Source organism: Muribacter muris, assembly GCF_004569585.1.
GTDB classification, from domain to species: Bacteria; Pseudomonadota; Gammaproteobacteria; order Enterobacterales; family Pasteurellaceae; genus Muribacter; species Muribacter muris.
Genome location: NZ_SPPA01000009.1, coordinates 39,254 through 61,359 on the forward strand (window position 1 = coordinate 39,254; position 22,106 = coordinate 61,359).

18 protein-coding genes are annotated in these 22,106 nt (G+C 40.4%); 10 read left to right on the forward strand and 8 right to left on the reverse strand.

Annotated features, from left to right (window positions below; genetic code table 11):
• Positions 1-25 precede the first annotated feature (25 nt).
• The 3 genes from menE to aroC are packed head-to-tail and all read left to right on the forward strand — an operon-like array spanning position 26 to position 5,782.
• On the forward strand, positions 26-1,435 hold the full coding sequence (menE, locus tag E4T80_RS05290) for an o-succinylbenzoate--CoA ligase (RefSeq protein ID WP_135055752.1): 1,410 nt from the start codon (positions 26-28) through the stop codon (positions 1,433-1,435).
• Positions 1,398-4,727 (forward strand): mechanosensitive channel MscK, encoded by a 3,330-nt coding sequence (mscK, locus tag E4T80_RS05295; protein WP_228064779.1) that lies wholly within the window; start codon positions 1,398-1,400, stop codon positions 4,725-4,727. The genes menE and mscK overlap by 38 nt, the downstream gene beginning before the upstream one ends.
• Positions 4,709-5,782, forward strand: coding sequence for a chorismate synthase (aroC, locus tag E4T80_RS05300; protein WP_135055755.1), 1,074 nt, complete (start codon positions 4,709-4,711; stop codon positions 5,780-5,782). Before mscK ends, aroC begins: the two co-directional genes overlap by 19 nt.
• Before the next feature lie 35 nt (positions 5,783-5,817).
• Here aroC and E4T80_RS05305 read toward each other — a convergent pair whose 3' ends face one another.
• The 3 genes from E4T80_RS05305 to E4T80_RS05315 all read right to left on the reverse strand — a co-directional run bounded on the left by E4T80_RS05305 (position 5,818) and on the right by E4T80_RS05315 (position 8,290).
• A complete protein-coding gene (locus E4T80_RS05305) occupies positions 5,818-6,585 on the reverse strand; it encodes an FNR family transcription factor (protein WP_047977487.1) in 768 nt (255 codons plus the stop codon).
• Positions 6,586-6,889: 304 nt separating this feature from the next.
• Complete coding sequence (locus E4T80_RS05310) at positions 6,890-7,240, reverse strand: hypothetical protein (protein WP_135055758.1); 351 nt, start codon at positions 7,238-7,240, stop codon at positions 6,890-6,892.
• A gap of 12 nt (positions 7,241-7,252) precedes the next feature.
• The gene (locus E4T80_RS05315; RefSeq protein WP_135055761.1) at positions 7,253-8,290 is read right to left on the reverse strand and encodes an IS1595 family transposase; all 1,038 of its coding nucleotides are present in this window, start codon (positions 8,288-8,290) and stop codon (positions 7,253-7,255) included.
• A gap of 348 nt (positions 8,291-8,638) precedes the next feature.
• Between E4T80_RS05315 and E4T80_RS05320 the strand changes: the two genes are divergently transcribed.
• The 4 genes from E4T80_RS05320 to E4T80_RS05335 all read left to right on the forward strand — a co-directional run bounded on the left by E4T80_RS05320 (position 8,639) and on the right by E4T80_RS05335 (position 12,690).
• On the forward strand, positions 8,639-9,103 hold the full coding sequence (locus tag E4T80_RS05320) for a hypothetical protein (RefSeq protein ID WP_135055839.1): 465 nt from the start codon (positions 8,639-8,641) through the stop codon (positions 9,101-9,103).
• Positions 9,076-10,053 (forward strand): nucleotidyl transferase AbiEii/AbiGii toxin family protein, encoded by a 978-nt coding sequence (locus E4T80_RS05325; RefSeq protein WP_135055764.1) that lies wholly within the window; start codon positions 9,076-9,078, stop codon positions 10,051-10,053. The genes E4T80_RS05320 and E4T80_RS05325 overlap by 28 nt, the downstream gene beginning before the upstream one ends.
• Before the next feature lie 493 nt (positions 10,054-10,546).
• Positions 10,547-11,518 carry a nucleoid-associated protein gene (locus E4T80_RS05330; protein WP_077474557.1) on the forward strand — a complete coding sequence of 324 codons (972 nt, stop codon included), beginning with the start codon at positions 10,547-10,549 and terminating at the stop codon, positions 11,516-11,518.
• Positions 11,518-12,690 carry a hypothetical protein gene (locus tag E4T80_RS05335; protein ID WP_077478817.1) on the forward strand — a complete coding sequence of 391 codons (1,173 nt, stop codon included), beginning with the start codon at positions 11,518-11,520 and terminating at the stop codon, positions 12,688-12,690. Before E4T80_RS05330 ends, E4T80_RS05335 begins: the two co-directional genes overlap by 1 nt.
• Positions 12,691-12,813: 123 nt before the next feature.
• On the opposite strand, the gene E4T80_RS05340 is transcribed toward E4T80_RS05335, so the two are convergent.
• From E4T80_RS05340 to E4T80_RS05350, 3 genes are all read right to left on the reverse strand, one after another.
• The gene (locus E4T80_RS05340; protein WP_135055767.1) at positions 12,814-13,896 is read right to left on the reverse strand and encodes a restriction endonuclease subunit S; all 1,083 of its coding nucleotides are present in this window, start codon (positions 13,894-13,896) and stop codon (positions 12,814-12,816) included.
• Positions 13,886-15,856 carry an HsdM family class I SAM-dependent methyltransferase gene (locus tag E4T80_RS05345; RefSeq protein ID WP_135055770.1) on the reverse strand — a complete coding sequence of 657 codons (1,971 nt, stop codon included), beginning with the start codon at positions 15,854-15,856 and terminating at the stop codon, positions 13,886-13,888. Before E4T80_RS05345 ends, E4T80_RS05340 begins: the two co-directional genes overlap by 11 nt.
• Before the next feature lie 114 nt (positions 15,857-15,970).
• On the reverse strand, positions 15,971-16,321 hold the full coding sequence (locus tag E4T80_RS05350) for a helix-turn-helix domain-containing protein (RefSeq protein WP_135055773.1): 351 nt from the start codon (positions 16,319-16,321) through the stop codon (positions 15,971-15,973).
• Between the two features lie 109 nt (positions 16,322-16,430).
• Here E4T80_RS05350 and E4T80_RS05355 point away from each other — a divergent pair, with 109 nt between their 5' ends.
• A complete protein-coding gene (locus E4T80_RS05355; protein WP_135055776.1) occupies positions 16,431-17,468 on the forward strand; it encodes an IS1595 family transposase in 1,038 nt (345 codons plus the stop codon).
• A gap of 10 nt (positions 17,469-17,478) precedes the next feature.
• Entirely contained in the window at positions 17,479-17,901 is a 423-nt protein-coding gene (locus E4T80_RS05360) for a hypothetical protein (protein WP_135055779.1), read from the forward strand.
• Positions 17,902-17,923: 22 nt separating this feature from the next.
• Here E4T80_RS05360 and E4T80_RS05365 read toward each other — a convergent pair whose 3' ends face one another.
• Positions 17,924-18,439: a hypothetical protein gene (locus E4T80_RS05365; protein WP_135055782.1), complete on the reverse strand. Its 516-nt coding sequence runs from the start codon at positions 18,437-18,439 to the stop codon at positions 17,924-17,926.
• A 117-nt stretch (positions 18,440-18,556) separates the two neighbouring features.
• Entirely contained in the window at positions 18,557-21,385 is a 2,829-nt protein-coding gene (uvrA, locus tag E4T80_RS05370; protein ID WP_135055785.1) for an excinuclease ABC subunit UvrA, read from the reverse strand.
• A 160-nt stretch (positions 21,386-21,545) separates the two neighbouring features.
• Between uvrA and E4T80_RS05375 the strand changes: the two genes are divergently transcribed.
• On the forward strand, positions 21,546-22,079 hold the full coding sequence (locus E4T80_RS05375; protein WP_135055788.1) for a single-stranded DNA-binding protein: 534 nt from the start codon (positions 21,546-21,548) through the stop codon (positions 22,077-22,079).
• The last annotated feature ends 27 nt before the right edge of the window (positions 22,080-22,106 follow it).

Below are 22,106 nucleotides of genomic sequence, written 5' to 3' on the forward strand. Positions count from 1 at the left end.
ATCCTAGTCCGATAGTTCAACCGATATGCAAGATTTTTCCCTTTTTCCGAGTGCGCAATGGTGCGATGCAATTCCCGAACAGTGTGCGCTGATGTGGGAAAAGGGCGAGGCTGATCCTCTTTCTTTCTTACCTGAACAATTTTCGTGGCGGCAGTGGCAGCGATTAGTCTGCCAAATGGCAACCTTTCTGCAAAGCAAGGGCGTAGCAGCACAGCAATTAGTGGCGTATCGTGGGCAGCATCGCTTGCTGGGGCTACTCTGCTATTGTGGCGTCTTGAGTTTAAATGCCCGCATTTTGATGTTAAATCCGGCAATGCCGCCTGCCCAACGCAATCAGATTTTGGCGGATAATCGGATCGAACATTGCTTGTGTGAAGCGGATTTTGCCGATTTTTCCCTGGAACTGCCCGCTTGCAGTTTGCCGTTACCCGCCCTCGATCAGCCGGCGACGTTGACCTTAACCTCAGGATCGAGCGGTAAGCCGAAAGCGGTCGTCCACAGCATACGGCAACATTTAGCCAGTGCCGAGGGCGTCTGTCAATTTATGCAGTTCGGGCAAGGTGATAGTTGGTTATTCAGCCTGCCGCTATTTCACGTTTCGGGGCAAGGCATTGTATGGCGTTGGCTCAGCCAAGGGGCAACGTTGGTGATTTGCGAAGAGAAAAACCGCCTTTGGCATTGGCTGGCACAGGTCAGCCACGCCTCTCTCGTGCCGACACAGTTACAACGCTATTTGACGCACTTAACGGATAGAACGGCACATCAGCATATTTTGTTGGGCGGTGCATTTATTCCACCTGCGTTGATCCGCCAAGCCCAAGCAAACGGAATAACCACCTATGCGGGCTATGGTATGACTGAAATGGCCTCTACGGTGTGCGCCGTCAAAAACGACCACGATAATGTCGGCTACCCGTTAGCCGACAGAGCAGTCAAAATTGTCGATAATGAAATTTGGGTGCGAGGCGCAATGTTAGGGTTGGGCTACTGGCAGCACGGCGAGATTGTGCCGTTCACCAATGCGGCGGGCTGGTTTGCGACCAAAGATAAAGGCGAATATCGGGCGAACGGTAAATTGGTCATTAACGGACGGTTGGATAATATGTTTATTTCCGGCGGCGAAAATATTCAGCCGGAGGCAGTTGAGGCAACCCTATTTGCCAGCGGATTGTTAAAAAATATTGTGATCGTACCGCTTGCGGATCGGGAATTTGGCGAGCGTCCGGTAGCTCTGGTGGAATTTAACGAGCCTTTTTCAACGCAAGCGGTCGAAAAGCTCCGACAATTTGCAAAACAGCAGTTGGAAGCCTTTAAACAGCCGATTCACTATTTGCCGTGGGCGGCGGAAAAATGGCAAACAAATGGCATTAAAATTTCACGTTCACAATTAAAACAGTATGTGGCAGAACTTATTAGAGAGCAGCACAATGTTTAAAAAAGGCTATTGGTTAGTGTTATGTTGGCTATTTTGCTTTGCGAGTGTCAGTGTCGGCGAGATTTCGCCACTGGAAATTGATGCGATAAAAAACCAACTCCAACTGGTAAAATCGGACAGTACCAATGAAGCAACGCTGCTGGCAAAAAATTTGGAAGGCACATTAGCCTTTTTGGAGCGTGCCAAAAAACAGCAAAAAGAGCTGGAAGAGTTGGAAAGCCAACTAAAAACCGCACCGCAAGAGATTGCCGAGTATCAAGCTAGGATCAAAAAATTGAAGGACGAGATTGATGTTAATATCAATGATTTTGACGGCTTAACCAGCGAAGAGATTGAAGCGAAGCAAGACAGTATTCACCAAGAATTGCAAGAATTGCAGCGAAAAATGAGCGATCTCAATTCCAGCTTAGCAAGTTATCGCTCCGCTCTTGAACAGACCCGCCGCCAAATCGGTGAAAATCATCAGCAAATCGAAAAGCTGACCCGTTGGAAATATAATGCGCAGGCGAGTAAGTCGTTGATTGATAAATATAATGCGGAAATTCACTATTTAGAGCTGAATAATCGCTATAATCTGATTTTAGGTCAGAACATTGAGTTGCTTTCCAACCTTGATGAAGCGAAAAAAAGCCTTGCAACCTTGCAGCAGCAGCGTTTTTACCAACAAATTACCAGCTTGCAAGATGTGCTGAATGAGTTTCGGGTCAAAGAGTACGAGGCACAAGCCAAACAGGCCGAAGAACTGAAGGCAAACAATAAAGTTGAAAATCCGATTATTCAGGAAGAACTGAATTTAAATACCAGGCTCAGCCAATATTTAGTCGAACAGACCCAAAAAGCAAATAGCCTCTCCCAAGAAAGTTTGCGCGCCCGTAACGTGTTGGACGGTTTAACTCAAACTCAGCACAATATTGAGGAGCAGATCAGTGCTTTGCAGGGAACATTGGTGCTTTCCCGCATTATCAACCAGCAAAAACAGAGCTTGCCGACGGAAAGTGTGACTAAAGGTTTGGCAAAAGATATTGCAAAATTGCGGGTGGAAATCTTTGAACTCTCGCAAAAACGGGACGGATTGTACAATGTGCCGGAGGCAATCGCTAAAATTGAGAGCGATCACAAAATCACCCTCGACAATACGGAACGCCAAACCTTAGAGAATATCCTCAAAGAGCGGGAAAAAATTTTGGTAGAGTTGGTGAAAACCCTCAACAGTAAACTCAATTTAGCCAACGAAATTGAGTCCATTCAGAAAAAAATCATTGGCATCAGCGACTCGCTGCAAAGTAAATTGCAGTTGCAGAGTTTTTGGGTGCAGAGTAACAACCCGATTGATTTGTCGTGGGTGGAAGAGTTTCCGCAATTAGCGATCGCCGAGGTGTCGGAATTAACCAAGTATCTCGGCTTTGATAATTTAGGGCAGAACCTGTTTTCTACCGCCGTCTTTTTGTTGATCTTGCTTTTGCTTTACGGCTTGATTATTTGGAAAAAAGCGGCGATAAAAGCCCGCTTGTCCACCATTGCCGGTCAAGTGAATACCCTGAAAAATGATAGTCATTGGCATACGCCGGAAGCGATGTTGTGGACGATTATCCTCAATTTGCCGAGCACCCTAATGTTTCTATTTGTGGCGACCGTGTTGGTGTTCATCTTTTTTGCCGATCCGCTGTCGGCGTGGGAATGGGTATCCAGTATGTCGTCTTACTGGTTGTTCTTTGCCACCATTCTCTCACTATTACGTCCGAACGGCTTGGCGTACCGCCACTTTGGAATGCCGCCGGAGAGTAATGCGATTTTCCAACGGATCATCAAAGAGTCCGTTTGGATTGTGGTGTTGCTGTTTGTCTCCTCAATTTTTTCGCAGGTGGAGATTATCGGCTTTACCAACGATGTGATCGGGCAGGTGATGACGATTATTGCACTTGCTTTGTGTACGTTTTTGGTTCGTCCGTTGCTGGATCGCGGGATTAGGGAGTATGAAAATGCCAATACAGAAGACGGCACGAAGCGAAGCGTCAGCCTGTTCAAATTGTTGCGGTTTGTGCTATTTATCGTCCCGCTAACCTTGATCGTCTTGATTGTATTGGGATACTACTATACGGCGGTTTACCTGATCGAGCATATCATCAAGAGCTATTTGATTGCGTTAGTGTGGGTGTTCGGACGCTATTTTGCCTATCGCTCCTTAACCATTTCGTCACGGCGAATGGCATACCGCCGTTTGCAGCATAAGCGGGAGAAAATCCGTGAGCAAGCTGCCGAGCAGGGCAAGGAAGAGCCAAAAGAGAAAGCGGAAGAGACGATTAAAATTTCTACCGTTAATGAACAGATTTTCAGAATGGCGGATTTAATCGGCTGGGTGATTTTGTTCGGATCACTCTATGCGGTTTGGTCGGATCTGATCGGCGTGGCTAATTACCTGAATACCTTTGTGCTGTGGGAGCATATCGAAAGCACATCTAAAGGGGAGTTGGTGGAATCCGTTACCTTGCTGAATATGTTGCGTTCAATGCTCTATATCACGATCACCTATGTGTTGGTGAAAAATATCAAAGGGATCTTGGAAGTTACCTTTTTCTCTCGGGTAAAATTTTCCAAAGGCACACCGCATACAATCACGGCGGTATTAACCTATCTCATTATTACCTTAGGCTGTATTTCTGCCTTTACGGCGTTGGGGATCTCGTGGAGTAAAATTCAGTGGGTGTTTACAGCGTTATCCGTCGGTCTTGGTTTTGGGGTACGGGAAATTTTTGGTAGCTTTGTTTCCGGTACTATTTTATTATTTGAACGCCCTATCCGGGTTGGTGATAAAGTAACGGTCGGCAGTTTTACCGGCGTTATTACCCGCATTCGCCTACGTTCCACTACTTTAATTGATGACGATAATAAAGAAGTGGTATTGCCAAACCAAGCCTTTGTTACGGATCGTTTTATTAACTGGACGTTGAATAACACCATTACCCGTTTACAAATCGGCTTGAAGATCAACTCCGGCGAAGATCTCAATTTAGTCAAAGCCCTGTTGCTGCAAGCGGCGACCGATGCACCGAAAGTGATTGCCGAGCCTGCTCCGAAGGTGAATTTAATCAGCTTTGGCGAAGGGTGGATCGAACACGAGCTGGCGGTACACGTTTTAGAATTAGACGATCGGGCGGATACCCGCAATTTCTTGTATCATCGCATTGACGAATTATTTAACCAACATCAGATACAGATTGCTTTCAATAAATTAGAGGTAAACCTCGCCCATAACACAACATATAAGGATACAAAATGGCAGGAAACAGCATAGGACAACTTTTTCGGGTAACGACCTTTGGCGAATCTCACGGCATTGCACTCGGTTGTATCGTGGACGGCGTGCCGCCCAATATGATGCTTAGCGAAGCGGATTTACAACCGGATTTGGATCGCCGTAAACCCGGCTCATCCCGTTATACCACACCTCGCCGTGAAAATGATGAAGTGCAAATTTTATCTGGCGTATTTGAAGGCAAAACGACCGGAACGAGTATCGGCTTAATCATTAAAAACGGCGATCAACGCTCAAAAGATTACAGCGAGATTATGGATAAATACCGTCCGGGACACGCCGATTATACTTATCAACAAAAATACGGTATTCGGGATTACCGTGGCGGTGGTCGCTCCTCCGCCCGTGAAACAGCAATGCGTGTGGCAGCGGGAGCGATTGCAAAAAAATATTTGCGTGAACAGTTTGGGATTGAAGTGAGAGGCTATCTATCTCAAATGGGGAATGTTAAAATTTCCCCGCAAACGACCGCTTGTATTGATTGGCAGCAGGTGAACAACAATCCGTTTTTCTGCCCTGATCCGCAAGCAATTGAGCAGTTTGATGCCTTAATCCGAGAATTAAAAAAAGCCGGCGATTCCGTTGGCGGCAAGGTAACGGTTATTGCAGAAAATGTACCGGTGGGGCTGGGCGAACCCGTGTTTGACCGCCTAGATGCCGACTTAGCTCACGCATTAATGTCTATCAATGCGGTGAAAGGGGTGGAAATCGGCGACGGTTTTGCCGTTGTTGAGCAAAACGGCAGCCAGCATCGTGATGAAATGACCCCGCAAGGTTTTTGTTCTAATCACGCTGGCGGTATTTTGGGCGGTATCAGCTCGGGACAGCCGATTATTGCCCATATCGCCCTAAAACCGACTTCCAGCATTACCGTCCCCGGACGCAGTGTGAATACTGCCAATGAAGCGGTTGAAGTGGTAACAAAAGGGCGGCACGATCCTTGTGTGGCAATCCGAGCCGTACCAATAGCGGAAGCGATGACGGCGATTGTTCTGCTCGACCATCTATTGCGGTTTAAAGCGCAATGCAGATAAGTAAAAAGCCTCTGGGATAGAGGCTTTTTTTGATATTAGGCATTAACGGAAATCGGCACTTGCGCTTTGGTGCCGGTTGCCATTTCGGTCAGCTCGTCCATTCGGTTAATGGTAATATATTTACCCTGTACGCTGATCATTCCGCTTTTTTGGAAACGCCCGAGTAAACGGCTGATGGTTTCAATGGTTAAACCGAGGTAATTGCCGATATCGCCACGGGTCATCGTTAAACGAAATTCCCGTGCCGAAAAACCACGGGCGGCATAGCGTTGAGAAAGATTATGTAGAAAGGCGGCCAGTTTTTCTTCGGCGCTCATTTTGGATAACAGCAAAATCATTTCCTGATCGCTTTTAATTTCGCTGCTCATTAAACGCATAATTTGGTGGCGGATTTTCGGCATTTTGCCGGCTAAATCGTCTAAAATATCAAATGGAATTTCGCAGATCATTGACGTTTCAAGGGCTTGAGCAAAGCCGATATGGCGCATATCCATAATGGCATCGAAGCCGACCAAATCCCCCGGCAGATGGAAGGCGGTGATTTGCTCTTCGCCGCTTTCGCTGATCGTATAGCTTTTAATTGTACCTGAACGAATCGCATAAATAGAGCGTAGTTCATCGCCGGACTGGAAAATGATTTGCGACTTTTGAACCGGCTTTTTCCGTTCAATAATGTTGTCTAATTGGGTTAATTCGTGCTCATTGAGGGTAAAAGGCAAACACAACTGGCTAATACTGCAATTTTGGCAGTGAATTGTGCAAGCCGTCCTTCCATTTGCTTTAAAATCAGATACAATTTTCATACTGTATTCGCCTTAAATTTGATTTAAGGCAAATTTTACCATTTTTCAGTGTCATATTGAAAGGATATTATTTGGATTTGAGGTGAAAATGCCCGCAGAGAAATTAACCAAAAAACGCTTAATTCAAATCATCATTATGCTGGTGATTTTAATCGCAGCGTTTACTTACCGTACCTATACTTATTAGCAACAAGCGGTGAGTTTTGCAGATTTTTTCGATATTATGTAGCAGTTGCACAAAGCCGTTTTAAAACAAGGCGACCTTTCCGTCGCCTTTATTTTTGTGGCTAATTCTGTCATTTTATTAGTGGCGATTATTCCATTTTTGGTAATAAATCTCAACGCTATCTAAGCAGTAAACTAATATTCTGTCAGCAATCACCTCGTTTTCCCACTGCATTAAACCTTCGATTTCATTTAGCCTTTTCTGTGCTTGGTATTGGGCGTAGGCTTTTGAGTAGCGAGGTTCGACCTGCTCTATTTTTGCAGGGACTTTGGTTTCCAATAAATCGAAAAATTTGTTGATACTATGCCGTTCACTCCACCTTACCGTATGACGTTTTATATCATCCAAAATGGAATGCTCGCCCCATCTCCAAATGTCAAAATCTTCACTAGATTCAAAATAGATCCGCATATCATAATGTAGCTTCATTTTCGCTCCTTATTAGGTCGTTTGTAATGAATGGATGCCAAATCGGGCTTCAGGCATTTTATTGCCTTGCCAATAGCCGGTAAAATGGCGTGAGGGTAAAGTGTTGAACGTGCAGCGTAGCAAATGTTCAAATTTCTCTTTGACGCTTTTTCGACGATTATCTTCCCGCCACGCTGTCTCGTTAGCGTAGAACATTAGGTACTTGTTTTTCATTTTGTGGTAAATCCCTGTAATGGCACGCCGCAGTCGTGCAAAAAAGGATTCGGCAAGGTTATTGGTGATGCCCTCGATGGAACGATATTCTTGGGAATGATTTACCCGCCATAAATCATAATGGAATATCAGGCTATCGTAGGCAGGGTTTTCGTCAGCGTGAATCGTGCTGTTGGGTTTCACAAGGCGTTGGGTTAAATCCAGTATGTCTTGGGTGTTTTCTTCTTTGACGAGGGCAACAATGCTTCGCTCTGCACCTTTGATTATTTTTTGATTTTTTGCCTGTTGCCGGAATACCAATACACAAGCCTTATCCTTGCATTGATGACATTTCTTACGTCTATCAATGCGTTTGTGGCGGAAGTTTTTCGGGCGGATGTAGTAATTTACATAAGCACCGTCAATATGGATTTCACCATGTAATGGCGTTAAATCTTTCGTCTTTTCTAGGCTTTCACGGAATTTATGTAACAGTACCCACGCCGTTTTATATTGCACATTGAGCTTGTGAGAAAGGGAAATGGCGGATAAGCCTTTGCTTTCCGTGACAAAGAGAAGAAGTGCAATAAGGATTTGCCGCAGGGTGAGTTTGTGAAATTGAAATATTGTGCCTGTGGTAATCGAAAAGCGATATTGGCAGTGTTTGCATTGAAATTGTTGGCGTGTGTGGATGAAATAGGCTTGATGGCAAGTGTCACAACGCGGGCAGACTTGCTCTGCTTCACTGTGCCAACGGGCATTTTTGAGTAAGGCAAAGATTTCGGCATCAGAAAGCAGTGCCACTTGCGCAATCGGCAAGCGGCGTGCTTTGGCTGATAACAGAAAATGCTGTGCCATAAAAACAATAATCCCTTTATTACAACGCTTAAATTCCAAGCCTTTTTAGGCTTTAAAAAATCAAAAGTCGTAATAAAGGGACTATTATTTTTCTGTGCGGAAAAATGTATTGTTATATAGGGTGCTTGTCAAGGAAAATTTTCAAGCGCTTTAAGCCTACCTTTTGAAAAATCTGTCAAGTGTTTTTTTGAATTAATTTTGAAAATTAAAGAATATCAAAGAGTTAAAAAAATTCCATAAAAGGATCTTTTAGATCCTTTAGAAACTGATTGCTGGTTTTTTAATCGGTGTTTTTAGATGATTAATCCGCTATAATTACGTCAATGGAAGAAAAATGAGATGATAAAAATGCTTTATATTCCACCCACTAATCCTAATCACTATGTCAGTAGTATTGTTGCCTTAAACATTATCAGTCCTGAAAATACGGGGGACTGGCATAGTGCGGCTGCGTTAAGTGAAAATGCGTATCCCCTTGAGTTCTATCTCTATGGCGAAAATCAGTCTAAAAATACCCATCATTTATTAGGGCAGCAAGGTATTATTGACGGTACGCAACGATTGAATGAGATGGGATATTATCCTCAGAATACACCGGTTTGGATAGCCGACCACCCGCGTGCCTGCGTGGATTATCTCTATTATGCCGTGCTGAAAACCGGTTCACTTGGACGGGTAATGCTTGATGATTGGTTTCCTAGCGAGGAAGATAAACTGTCTGTCTATGCTTTAATTGATGCGTTAGAACCCCACTTAACGGATGCTGAAAAGGAGAATTTACAATTATGGAAGAAAAAGAATCCAATAATGTAATCTTAACAGAACGAGATAAACAGCACGAATGCCTAATTCGTGCCGTGTTGAGTAATCTTGTCGAAACACCACTTGTATTAAAGGGCGGCACGGCACTTTACTTAGGTTATGGATTAAATCGTTTCTCCGAAGATTTAGATTTCGACTCTGATAAGAAACTTAATCTTGTTAATAAAATCAAAAGCTCTGCACCGCACGGCATTGTAATTGATGAGGTGAATGTAAAAAAGGATACCGATACCGTCAGTCGTTATATGGTGAATTACCACGTTCGGGATACAGGACATAAAGATTCGCTAAAAATCGAGATTTCTTATCGTAACCCACCGCCAACGGAACAAATTTCAGTCCAAAATGGTATTCGTGTTGCTTCCATTGAGCGTATTACTGACAATAAATTAAATGCCGCCTTTGATGGTGAAAATACTCGAACAAAAGGGCGTGATTTATTTGATTTACATTTCATCGCAAAGAACTATGGCGATATGTTATCACTTCCGATATTAGAGCGTTTAAGGACTTTTTCGCAAGATCCTGATAAATTAGTCAGTGCGTATAGCGAAGATATAAAAGCCGATCCACTTTTAAATAAAATTATGGATGTAGATACTATTTCACTTGAGCTTAATGAAATTGCAGAAAAATTACATACAGCGAGATCTTCTATTAAAATGGAAGAAGAAACACCCGCTCAAGCATTAAAGCGTGTATTACATTCAAGAAGAACATCAATACCGTCTGAAGATGAGCAGGATTTAGACTTAAATTTTGATCCTAATTTTGAGTTAGATTCAGAATCTCGTATTGCAGTCGAAAATGCTATTTACCAACAAATGAATGCAGAAGAAATACTGAACCGTTATGCTGAAAAATCTACAAATATGAATAAATCTGAAATACAGAGTTCAACTGTTAATTCTATTATTTCTAAGGCATTAAAAAGGAGATAGCAGATAGGGTAAGGTATTCGAGACGCTCTAAACTCCTACTAGAGATGTTCCAACTTGAAAATTCAAGTCAAAGCGTTTATGCCTCGAATACCGTACTGTCACAAGAAAATTTGTGAGCTAAACGCCTAGATAAACTCATTGCAGCATTCGCCCATAATGTGCAAGATGCCCAATTTTTGCGGTTTATCTATCTTCCCCATTTGAAGGAAAGCTAAAGACAAAATAATTGATTCGTTGGCAAATTGTACTCATTCTTGGTGGGAATTTTTCCCCAAAGAACGAGATTTGAATGTAATCCTAAATGATGGATTCGTCAAGTAAAACAACCTCTTTTGCGGTATATCTTATTTTACTACCCACTTTTTATCTTTTATTTTTCTTTCATTGAATAAACATTCTTGTATTTTAAATTAACTATTTAGTTAATATGTTTTCAATTTAGCTTATAATGTTATGAAACTTCAATTTTTTCATAGCAAGATAAGCAATTATTATGATAATAAGACATATTACCTACCATATCTTACATAAAGAACAAAGCGGTGAAGCTGAGTTAGAGCTTAACCCGAGTCCACTTACCCCAAGTGAAGCTCATCATAATTTCTTAGAAACATTAACAAAAGCATATAGAGTTCGGGCAGGTAAAGGGTTTGGTTCATTTGATAGTGATGAAGACAATTTCCCAATGCCTAGATTCTTAATAGATTATTTGGGAGATGATGACTTTCAACGCTTAACAGTAAGAATGATGAATACTCTTCTAGTAAAGATTCAAAGCCAACCTTTTGCAACAGGTGGAAAAGTATTTATCGCACATTATGAAAACCAAGACAGCAATTACCTATTAATTGCCATTTTAGCTGACCGTGTTGGTTTCTCTGCTCAAAACTGGGAAATGTTAGAAAACGAAATGCTGGATATTGAGCATCTCAAATACGCTGGACGTATTGATTTAACTGCTTGGCAAGCAAATGAAACTCGTTATATTAGCTTTCTTAAAGGACAAGGTGATGTATCTGTTTACTTTAAAGAATTTTTATCTTGTAACGATGCTCTTGTTGCAAGAGAAGAAACTAAAAAATTGGTAGTCTTGCTTGAAGAATTTACTCGTGAACAAGGTTATGAGTTAGAGCAAAAAACAGCATTCTTTAATGACGTGAAATCTTATTTAACAGATATTAGCAATAATGGCGGATCATTTAATACTGAGGAGTTTACTAATCGAGTTTATCCGAGCGATCCTCAGTTATTACAAGAAAAACTAAGTAACGTGGAGACAGGTGTACAAGATGGTTTTACTCCAGATAAGACCGCACTTAAACGATTGATTACTTTTGTTGGGAAAACAAAGAATTGGCGTTTATCTTTTGATCGAACAGCAATTTCAGAAGGGCAAATTTCTACAGATAATGGTAAAATTATCGTTAACAATCCAACTTTAGAATTATTAGAAGCATTTGAATAATGAGCGTTACTTTTTCCGATCTTATACAAATTTATCGTGAATCTGAACCGTTAATTGGTTCGGAGAAGCGTCTTTTTTGTATTCAAACGGAACAGCAATTAGATATACTCAATCAGCTATTATCCGATGACAATTATGAAAATACAGTGTTGGAATCTGAAAATACGCTTGAGCTTGGGGCAAAAGTTAATCTCATTTTTGGAACGCCTAAACCCCAATTTGGGCGTTTCTTCAATAAGCTAGATGATTTTATAAAAGGTGATATAACTCAATTCAATAACGATGCATTATCCAACGCTCCTTACTTTATAAAATCCGAAAATCTTGCTTCATTCGATGAGAATGTCCCTATTTTAAAGTCTTATCAAGTAGTCAGAGATTTCTTGCGACAATTGATCGCAATGGACTCTTATACAGATGTGGTAAACAAGAAACTTATATTCTTTAGCAAAAAGACCTTTGAATTATCCATTGATGTAACTATTAAACTAAACGAATTTATTCAACTCATCAGAGATTTGGACGATGAACAACGTAAATTAATTATTGATTTTCAGGAGTGGCTTAATGATGAAGAGACGAGCAGCCATACTGATGAGAAAAAATCAATACTAGCTTTTGTGCTATCAGATTCTTTGCCTTCTGATGCCAACTTTTCAGATGTAATTCAACAGATTGCTCGTATTAGTGAATCGGTACAAGCTCAATATGCCTTATACCTTGAAAACTTTAGCTATGAAAAATTTGTTAAAAAGTTAGAAGAGAATACTGAAAAATTTGTTACAAAAATCAACGATACGATTAGCAAAGTGCTTCCTCAGTTCCTAGGACTACCATTTTTAACAGCTGTGCCTTCAGCTCTGAAATCAGCAGATAACTGGTTGATTTATCTTGCTCTTATGCTCTATTGTATAATATGTGGTTATGGGTTATCTAACCAAAAATTAGTTCTCGATCACATTAGACAAGATGTTGAACGATTTGAGGGTAAAGGCAAAATTCCAGGAAAATTAAAAGGGCAATGGGAAGAAGATAAAGTTAGAATAAATAAATTACTTAGAAAACAGAGACATTTATATAGAGTTTTATTTTTATCTTTAACTGGTTGTTTTGCTTATGGTTTTATAAGGTTTTTATTTGTAATTAAAACATTCCAAATATATTGTGGATAAAATGTAATATAGCAGTTTTCAGCATATAAAATATTTTTGAGTAGTGTAAAAACACTTTTTACCAATACTTTTATCTGCTCAGTTTTCAAGTATAAAAATAGCGAGCTTAAGCTCGCTATTTTTTTATAATCTATCTCCATAAGGTAAAGATTTCACATAATTTTCCATAAACTTCCAGTCAGGTAGAAATCCATCATCAGAATACCTTCTTTTGATATCTATAAATGGCAGATTATCTTTATTCATTATAATTGGAAGCTTTATTATTTCCTGCTTTAGTTTGCTTAAAATTCTAGCTCTTCCATAAGAGAATTTGTAAGCATCTCTATTTAGAATTGTACTAATGAAGATTGCATTAAAGACATTAAGGTTTTCATTTTTTAATGTATATACTTTGTTACCTGCTACAAAATCCACGTCCTGATAAAAACTATATATTCCTTCTGCACCAATAGTTAAGCAACATTGCTTATTTATATATTCTGGATCCGCATCGACATATCCTATACATCCATTATTTTCTGCTGAACGAGAGATAAATGGAATACTGCCATCCTCTAGCTCATCTTTAATTAACATTTTTGTTGTTTCACATTTAAACAACTTTCCTACTCTAAACTCTTTCCAAAGTTGTATATTAAGATCCTTAATTTCTCTACTATTGTTTTTGGTTGTTAAAGGTTTATATGATAAAGATTTTATATAATTATCCATAAAATCCCAATCTGGTATATAACCATATTTAGAATATTCAAGATTTCTATCCATTAACAATGTACCATCAGAATTATACTTTGTAGGTAATAAAACTTCCGTTTCTTTTAAATACTTCTTCCATTTTCTTCCAAATGAATATTTTGGTCGCTCTTTACTAAAAACTGTTGCCAAAAAAGTACCTATATTTTCATTTAAAATACTATTGTAAGCTGCAACAATATCTGTTGTACCTATAAAATCCACATCCATGTAGTTAGAAAATCCAACGGAACCTTCACCATTGCAAATAAATATTATACAATTTCCCTTCTGTATAAGTTCTTCATCTCGTTTACATGTAAACATTACTCCATTATCATCTTTCTTTGCTCCTACATAAAAACAATCTAAGCCATCTTGAAGTAACCCTTGATTAGCTTTTCCATTTTGAAATAATGAAAATAAATTACCAATTTTAAACGGTTTCCAGTTTTCTACATTAAGATTCATAAACTTGTCCTGTTTTAACTTTGTATGAAAGATAATTATTTAATGTCAATTGAAAATCGTCTTTTGTGAGAGTTGTATAATCTGTTTTCATATATGCTTCACATAACCACTCATCATTTCCATCAACTTCTGCCATTGCTGATAAACCATCAACAATAGTTTTATTTCGATACATTGAAATCCACTTTTCTTCAATTTGTTTCCATAAGCTATTATTATTTTCATCAAATTGTTCAATACGCCCCAAGTTTTTTTTCTTCTTGAAACCATCATTTTTATAAAATCCAAAGAACGTTTTAGATTTTGTTCCATCAGAGTTTACATGTGGTTTTCCAAGAGTAAATATCATACAACAGGCAGAAGCTGATGCTCCAGGATAGAAAATTTCATTTGGGAGAGTAAAAACAGCTTCAAGAGTATTATCTTCAAGAATTTTATGTTTAGCTTCAGTAAGAATTGAACTTGTACCAATAGCTGCCGCAACAGGTAATAATACAGCAAGTTTTACATTCTTCTTTGATTTTCCTTTTTCTAATAATTCAACATTTATTTCATTTATACAATTAGATACAAATTGAACAAATACAAAGCCTTTTGTTGGATCCTCCTTTCCTTTGAGAGCTTTTTTTTGCCATGTACCTTCTATCGTATCCTCATCTAATTCTGAATTGATAAGATAAACAGATGAAAATGGAATGTTCATAGGTTTGGCGTTATACGGAGGATTCATTAAAATAATATCTGGATTAGCGGATTTTATAAATTTTTTGTTATTGAATAAATCACCTTCTTTAATATTACTATTACCATCACCATGTATTAACATGTTAGTGGTAGCCAGACCATAGGCATTTTCTTCGATTTCTATTCCCCATATATGCTCTCGTTTTACAGTTTCGGACCAGGACATTTTTTGTTCCGATGTTGTGTTCATAGTATTACAATCAGCAAGTTGTTTAACTAATGCCTGAACAAGGAATGAGCCAGAGCCACATGTGCCATCAAAAACTCTTTTTGTTCTATCCATATCAGTAATTCGGCACATAAATTCTGTAATATGATCTGGAGTAAATGCCTGATTTTTATCAGCTTTACCTGTATATTTATTAAAAGCAATAAAGAATAGATTTAAAATATCTTGACCTTCAGCACTTTGCGTATCAATATAAGCATAAATACCATTAGTTATTTTTAGTAAAATCTCAACCCAGTCAGATATTTTTAATCTTTTTACTTTCTGATTTTTAAGAATGTTATTTTGAATTAACTCTATTTTCTTTGTTTTATTTTCTGAACCATTCAACAATCCTTCAAGAGTCTCTTCCACTCCTGCACAAATTAATTTTTCTGATAAATCCTCCCAGTATGCTTTTAATAAACTAACTGATTCTTTATCAGATAAAGTAATGTTTTTTCTCTTCACAATATCTTTAATGTAAAGTAAAGCTGTTCCTACAAATTGACTTCTAAGTTTTTCATCAATATCTTTTTTGTGCAATAACTCATTTAATTCATAAGTATTCCTAAGAACTAATTCTCTGTCATTTTGCTTATTTTCTGAAAATAACGAAACATAATGTTCCATTGAATCAATAGTTTTTTCATCTTCAAGAAAACTATCATCTTCAATAGAATACTTCCACACTTTAATCTTATCATTCTGAGTGTTAGCCAAAATACAAATAGTTTTCTTATTTTTATGTAAAGCTATTTCTTCTGCAAGATATTCTTTTAACTGCTCTTCATCTGATTTAACAAATTTCTGCTTTGTTTCGACAAGAACAACTACATCATCACACTCAAAGCGAATATCAAGTTTAAAGTGTTTTGGTTTCCAGCCTAAAGCATCAATTAGAGCTTGTTTACTCCCAGCTTCTGATACGTAGCTATATTCACCACCTTCAATATTTGAAGTATGGTACTTAATTCCAATTCGATTAATTATTGATGTTCTATCCATTAGAAATCTCCCCAAACGCCAGAAATACATTTGCAAGATTTTTCTTTGATAGATGATAATTTATTTGTAGGCTTGTAGGCTCATTTTGCGTCCTTAATTTTATTTGTCAACTATTTATTTTAATTCATTTAAAATAATTTCACTTGTTTTTTGTAAAATTATTTTTCCTGAATCATTTGTCAATCTATACTTATTTAATAGTTCTAACTCGCTTGAATTTAGTGTCAATTCTAGTGAATCATTTAAATACATTTCATTTTTACCTAATAAAAGCCAATTCAAGTTAATATTAAATTCACTCGCAACTTTTATTATATTTTCTACACTCGGTTCACGCTCACCACTTAAATAATTATGTAGTGTTCTTAACGGTATTCCAGTTTGTTCGGAAAAGGCTTTGATTGATGTGTTACTGCTCTCAATGACAGAGCGCAATCTAAAGCGTAATTGTTCTTTAATGCTCAATTTTGCATTCCTTATTGACTTTTAGGGAAACTTATGGCATTATTAAAGAATGAAAAATGCCTATTTGAGCATTATTATAACTATTTTTCGCACAAACTGTAAACTGATTATGTCCCAACATTTCCTCCTCTCAAGCAAAGCTCGCATGCTTTCGTCCTATGAGATAGCTCAACTCTCGGACGAACAAGCGTTTGATTTGCTTTGTGAATTAAGATGGGGAAGTAAAGAGAATGTGGTTTGCCCGAAGTGCGGTGTTCAACACATCGCATATCGAATCTCCACCCGTAACCAATGGCGTTGCCGTCACTGTAATCATACTTTCAGCGTGACTTCCGGCACCATTTTTGCCAATCGTAAGAAACCGATTAAAGTCTATCTTTTTGCCTTGATGGAGTGGGTGAATGCCGTGAAAGGTTTATCTTCGCTCCAGTTGGCGCGTAACGCCAAATTAAACCCTCGAACCGCTTTTGTGTTATCCCATAAATTCCGTAAAGCCTTGCTGGAAAGCCGTGATATGCAGCCGCTTTCCGGTGAAATTGATATGGACGGGACTTACGTTCATCCAGCACCACGCAAAGCAAACAAAAAATCTGACCGTATCGACTACCGTCTAAAAGAAAATCAGAATCCTGATAAACGTTGTGTCATGGTTGCACGTGAACATTATTCGCCAGAAGAAAAAGCCAGTAATGCGCTGCATTGTGGGGCAAAACGCTCGCACGTCTTTGTCGCTCATACAGAATCACAATCCGTAGTAAAAAGTTTTGCGGACAAATTCATTAAGCCTAACACGCGAATCAATACCGATGAAAGCAATGCCTATGATGTCTTGCTACCTTACTATGATTTACGCACGGTCAATCATAAAGAGGAATATCGGAGCGATGTGGGTGTCACCAATAATCAGGCGGAAAGTCTATTCAGTCGATTCAAGCGAATGTACTACGGACAGGTTCACCGCATCAGTAACGAATATTTGCTCAACTATGCCAACGAAATCGCCTACCGCGAGGATAACCGCCGTCAATCCAATAAAACCCAGTTTATTGATGTACTCAGTCGATGCTTAAAAACCACCAATGAAAACAACGAATGGTGCGGTTATTGGCAACGCAAAATCATTCATCAAGAAGTGATTTGGCAGTAGGAAAAAGCTGATGGCATACAATTTAGAAAAGAAGATTAAAGAATTTGAGTTTGAGCGTAAGCAGGTTTTACACCACTTAGCCTTGCTTGATGCCAACATTGCGACACTCAAACGCGCCATTGATTTAATGCAGCAAGAAAACGATATTACGCTTTACAACACGCAAAACTTTGTTTATCGCCGTAAATTTAAGTTATTCAAAGGCAAAATCCGCAAATACCTTGTTCAAATCCTACGCAATGAGCCAAGCAAAGGCTTTACCATCGCCGACCTCACCCAACGGATTTTTGAGATTGAACAAAATCAAGATACGCCCACCGAAAAACATCTAGATTCCGTCCGTAAACAACTCAATGAGTTTTACCAAAGGAATTGGCTCACCCGAACACAAATCAGCCGTAGAGAGGTGCTTTGGCAATGGAAACTAAAATAGCGGTATTCCACCGCTATTTTTACTATCCTTCGTTCTCTATCTGTTTTAACCGCCATTCGGACGTATCAAATATTCCTCTTTTCTTAATCTTGTAGTGTAAATACTTTTCTTGTCGTTCAATAATCCCTTGTTTATATAGCTTACGCAGTGTGTTCCCGATAGCGCATTGATGCTGCATTGTGGCTTCAACACGGGAAGTCGATAACAGCTCTCTGTCTATTTTTATTGCGTCAAGCGTAATCGAATATAAATTTCGCCAATAATTATTTTGTTTGAATACTTGAGAAATCAGATAGGATAAATTCTTATTAAACGGCTTTTGACGAAGTAATTTCGTCGCATCATAATCTTTCTTAATCGTCCTCACATCAAGATCAGGATCGATATAGCCTAAAGATGTCGTAAAGCTGTTAATCTGTGCATTTAAAAGTCTTTCTCGCTCAGCAAGCTCTTTGAGCTTATAAGAAATAATCGCATTTTCCTTATAGCATTGCTCAATTAACTTTACCATTTGCGAAACAAGGTAGGTTTCTGACATAATAAAATCCCCATTGAGTTAAAATTTCAATAGGGATTGTAAGACTTTTAATCGGTTAAATCTTTGTGCAATTGCTACATAATATCGGATTTTTTTGCAAATCTCACCGCTTGCCGATTAGCCTTTAGCCAAAATAGCTTTGAGGAAACGGGCAGTATGGGAATGTTGGTCTTGAGCCACTTGCTCCGGCGTGCCGCTGGCGATAATCTGTCCGCCACCGCTGCCGCCTTCAGGGCCGAGATCGACAATCCAGTCTGCCGTTTTGATCACATCTAAATTATGCTCGATCACCACAATGGTGTTGCCTTGATTCCGCAGACGATGCAACACGCTCAACAGTTGCTTAATATCGGCAAAATGCAGACCGGTAGTCGGCTCGTCCAAAATGTAGAGCGTTTTGCCGGTATCACGTTTGGATAACTCCGTTGCCAATTTGACCCGTTGGGCTTCGCCGCCGGACAGGGTGGTCGAGGACTGCCCCAAGCGAATGTAAGATAAACCGACATCCATCAACGTTTGCAGTTTGCGGGCGATCATCGGCACCGGATCAAAAAATTCCCGCGCTTCTTCAACGGTCATATCTAATACTTGGTGAATGGTTTTGCCTTTATAGCGGATTTCCAAGGTTTCGCGGTTATAGCGTTTGCCTTTACAGTGATCACAAGGTACATAGACATCGGGCAGAAAGTGCATTTCAACTTTAATGACCCCATCCCCTTGGCACGCTTCGCAACGCCCGCCTCGCACGTTAAAACTAAATCGCCCGACATTATAGCCCCTTGCCCGTGCTTCTTGTGTACCGGCAAATAATTCACGAATTGGAGTGAATAATCCCGTATAAGTGGCAGGGTTGGAACGTGGCGTTCGCCCGATCGGGCTTTGGTTGATGTCGATCACTTTGTCAAAATGCGCCAGCCCGTCAATACTTTTGTAAGGGGCGACATTCTGATTTTCCGCACGGTTAAGGGCATTCTGTGCCAGCGGAAAGAGAGTGTCGTTAATCAGCGTTGATTTGCCCGAGCCGGACACGCCGGTAATACAGGTGAATAACCCGACCGGAATATCCAAATTCACATTTTTAAGGTTGTTTCCCCTTGCGCCTCTTAAACTCAGCAGGCGTTTCGGATCGATTGAGGTACGTTGCGTCGGAATGGCGATTTTCTCTTTGCCCGATAAGAATTTACCGGTAGTCGAAGCCGGATTCTGCATAATTTCCTGTGCCGTTCCTTGTGCAATAACTTGTCCGCCGTGAACACCGGCACCGGGACCGATATCGACAATGTGATCGGCTGCCATAATCGCATCTTCATCGTGTTCGACCACGATCACGGTATTCCCCAAGTTCCGCAGATGAATTAAGGTATTGAGCAGGCGCTCGTTATCCCGCTGATGTAGTCCGATAGACGGTTCGTCCAGCACATACATCACCCCGACCAGCCCTGCCCCGATTTGGCTGGCAAGGCGAATCCGCTGTGCTTCGCCGCCAGACAAGGTTTCGGCAGAACGGGACAAGGAGAGATAATTCAACCCGACATTCACCAAAAATTGCAGGCGTTCACGGATCTCTTTCAGGATTTTTTCGGCAATTTGCGCACGTTGCCCCTCAAGCTGTAAGCACTCAAAAAAGCTCAACGCTTCGCCGATACTTTTTTCCGAAATCATCGGCAGATTGGTTTGATCTAAAAAGACAAAACGGGCTTCACGGCGTAAGCGAGAGCCTTGGCAGTCGGTACAGGCTCGATTATTGATATATTTTGCCAACTCTTCTCTGACCGAGTTTGACTCGGTTTCTTTATAGCGGCGTGCCATATTGTTTAACACCCCCTCAAAAGTGTGAGTGCGTTTAACCGTATCGCCCCGATCATTGACATAATGAAATTCAATCTCGTCTTTCGAGCCGTTTAAGATGATGTGTTGGATTTTTTTCGGTAGCTGATTAAACGGCGTTTTAATATCGAAATCGTAGTGGTTGGCGACCGATTTAAGTAAACCGAAGTAGTAAAAACTGCGGCGATCCCAACCTTTGATCGCCCCGCTTGCAAGGGACACTTCAGGATTTTGAATGACTTTTCGCTCATCGAAATATTGCTGTACGCCTAAGCCATCACAAGTCGGGCAAGCGCCGGCAGGATTGTTGAACGAGAACAGACGAGGCTCTAGTTCCGTTAGAGAATAACCGCACTGCGAGCAGGCAAAGCTGGCAGAAAAGACCAGTTCATCGGCATTTGGATTGTCCATATCGGCAACGATTGCCGTAGAGCCGGATAGGTCTAATGCCGTTTCAAAAGATTCCGCCAAGCGGGTGGCAATATCGGCACGCACTTTAAAGCGATCGACAACCACTTCGATAGTGTGTTTTTTTTGCAATTCCAATTTAGGCGGATCGGACAAATCGCAGATTTCGCCGTCGATTCTCGCCCGAATATAGCCGTTAGCGGTGAGGTTCTCCAAGAGTTTACTGTGTTCCCCTTTACGATCTTTCACCACAGGGGCGAGCAGCATTAAGCGTTTGCCTTCCGGCTCTTCCAATACGCGATCGACCATTTGTGAAATAGTTTGGGCGGCAAGGGGCGTATCGTGATCAGGGCAACGTGGCTCGCCGACACGGGCGAACAAAAGACGTAGATAATCGTGAATTTCAGTTACTGTGCCTACTGTGGAACGTGGGTTATGAGAGGTGGATTTTTGTTCGATGGAAATTGCCGGCGATAATCCCTCGATGTGATCCACGTCCGGTTTTTCCATCAGGGAGAGAAATTGCCGGGCATACGCCGAGAGCGATTCTACATAGCGGCGCTGCCCTTCGGCGTATAAGGTATCAAATGCTAAGGACGATTTGCCTGAGCCGGATAAGCCGGTGATCACAATAAATTTATCTCTCGGCAGGGTAAGGTTGATATTTTTTAAATTGTGGGTTCTTGCCCCTCGAATATCGATGTACTGCATAAAGCTCTTCTTGGAAAAGTAAAGTCTAAAATGTGATTTTCTCGATCATTATCGCATAATTTGAATAACTGTACAAAATTTCAGTTTTATCAGGTGATTTTTTTGTGAAAATAGGGCAAAATAGCACAATTTTCTAATCAGTAAAGTTAAGAGGATTTTTATGGCTGGCGTGAATAAAGTGATTATTGTTGGGAATTTGGGGGCAGATCCGGAAATGCGTACAATGCCTAACGGTGATGCGGTCGCCAATATTAGTGTGGCAACCAGCGAAGTGTGGAACGATAAAAATACGGGCGAACGCCGTGAGGTAACGGAATGGCACAGAATCGTGTTTTTCCGTCGTAACGCCGAAGTGGCGGGGCAGTATTTGCGTAAAGGTTCTAAAGTTTACGTAGAAGGGAAATTAAAAACCCGCAAATGGCAGGATCAAAACGGGCAAGATCGTTATACAACGGAAATTCAGGGCGATATGCTACAAATGCTAGACAGCCGTAATCAAGGCGGCGATTTTGGCGGCAATCAAAACTGGGGCGGTTCAGCACCGACAAATCAATATAACCAAGCAAGCGGCTATCAGGATAACTATTCGCAATCTTATAGCTCTAACCCTGCTACCGCTAAACCGGCTCCACAACCAAAACCGGCTGCAACAGAACCGCCAATGGCTGATTTTGATGATGATATTCCATTCTGAATTCCATATACAGAATAACTGTAAAAT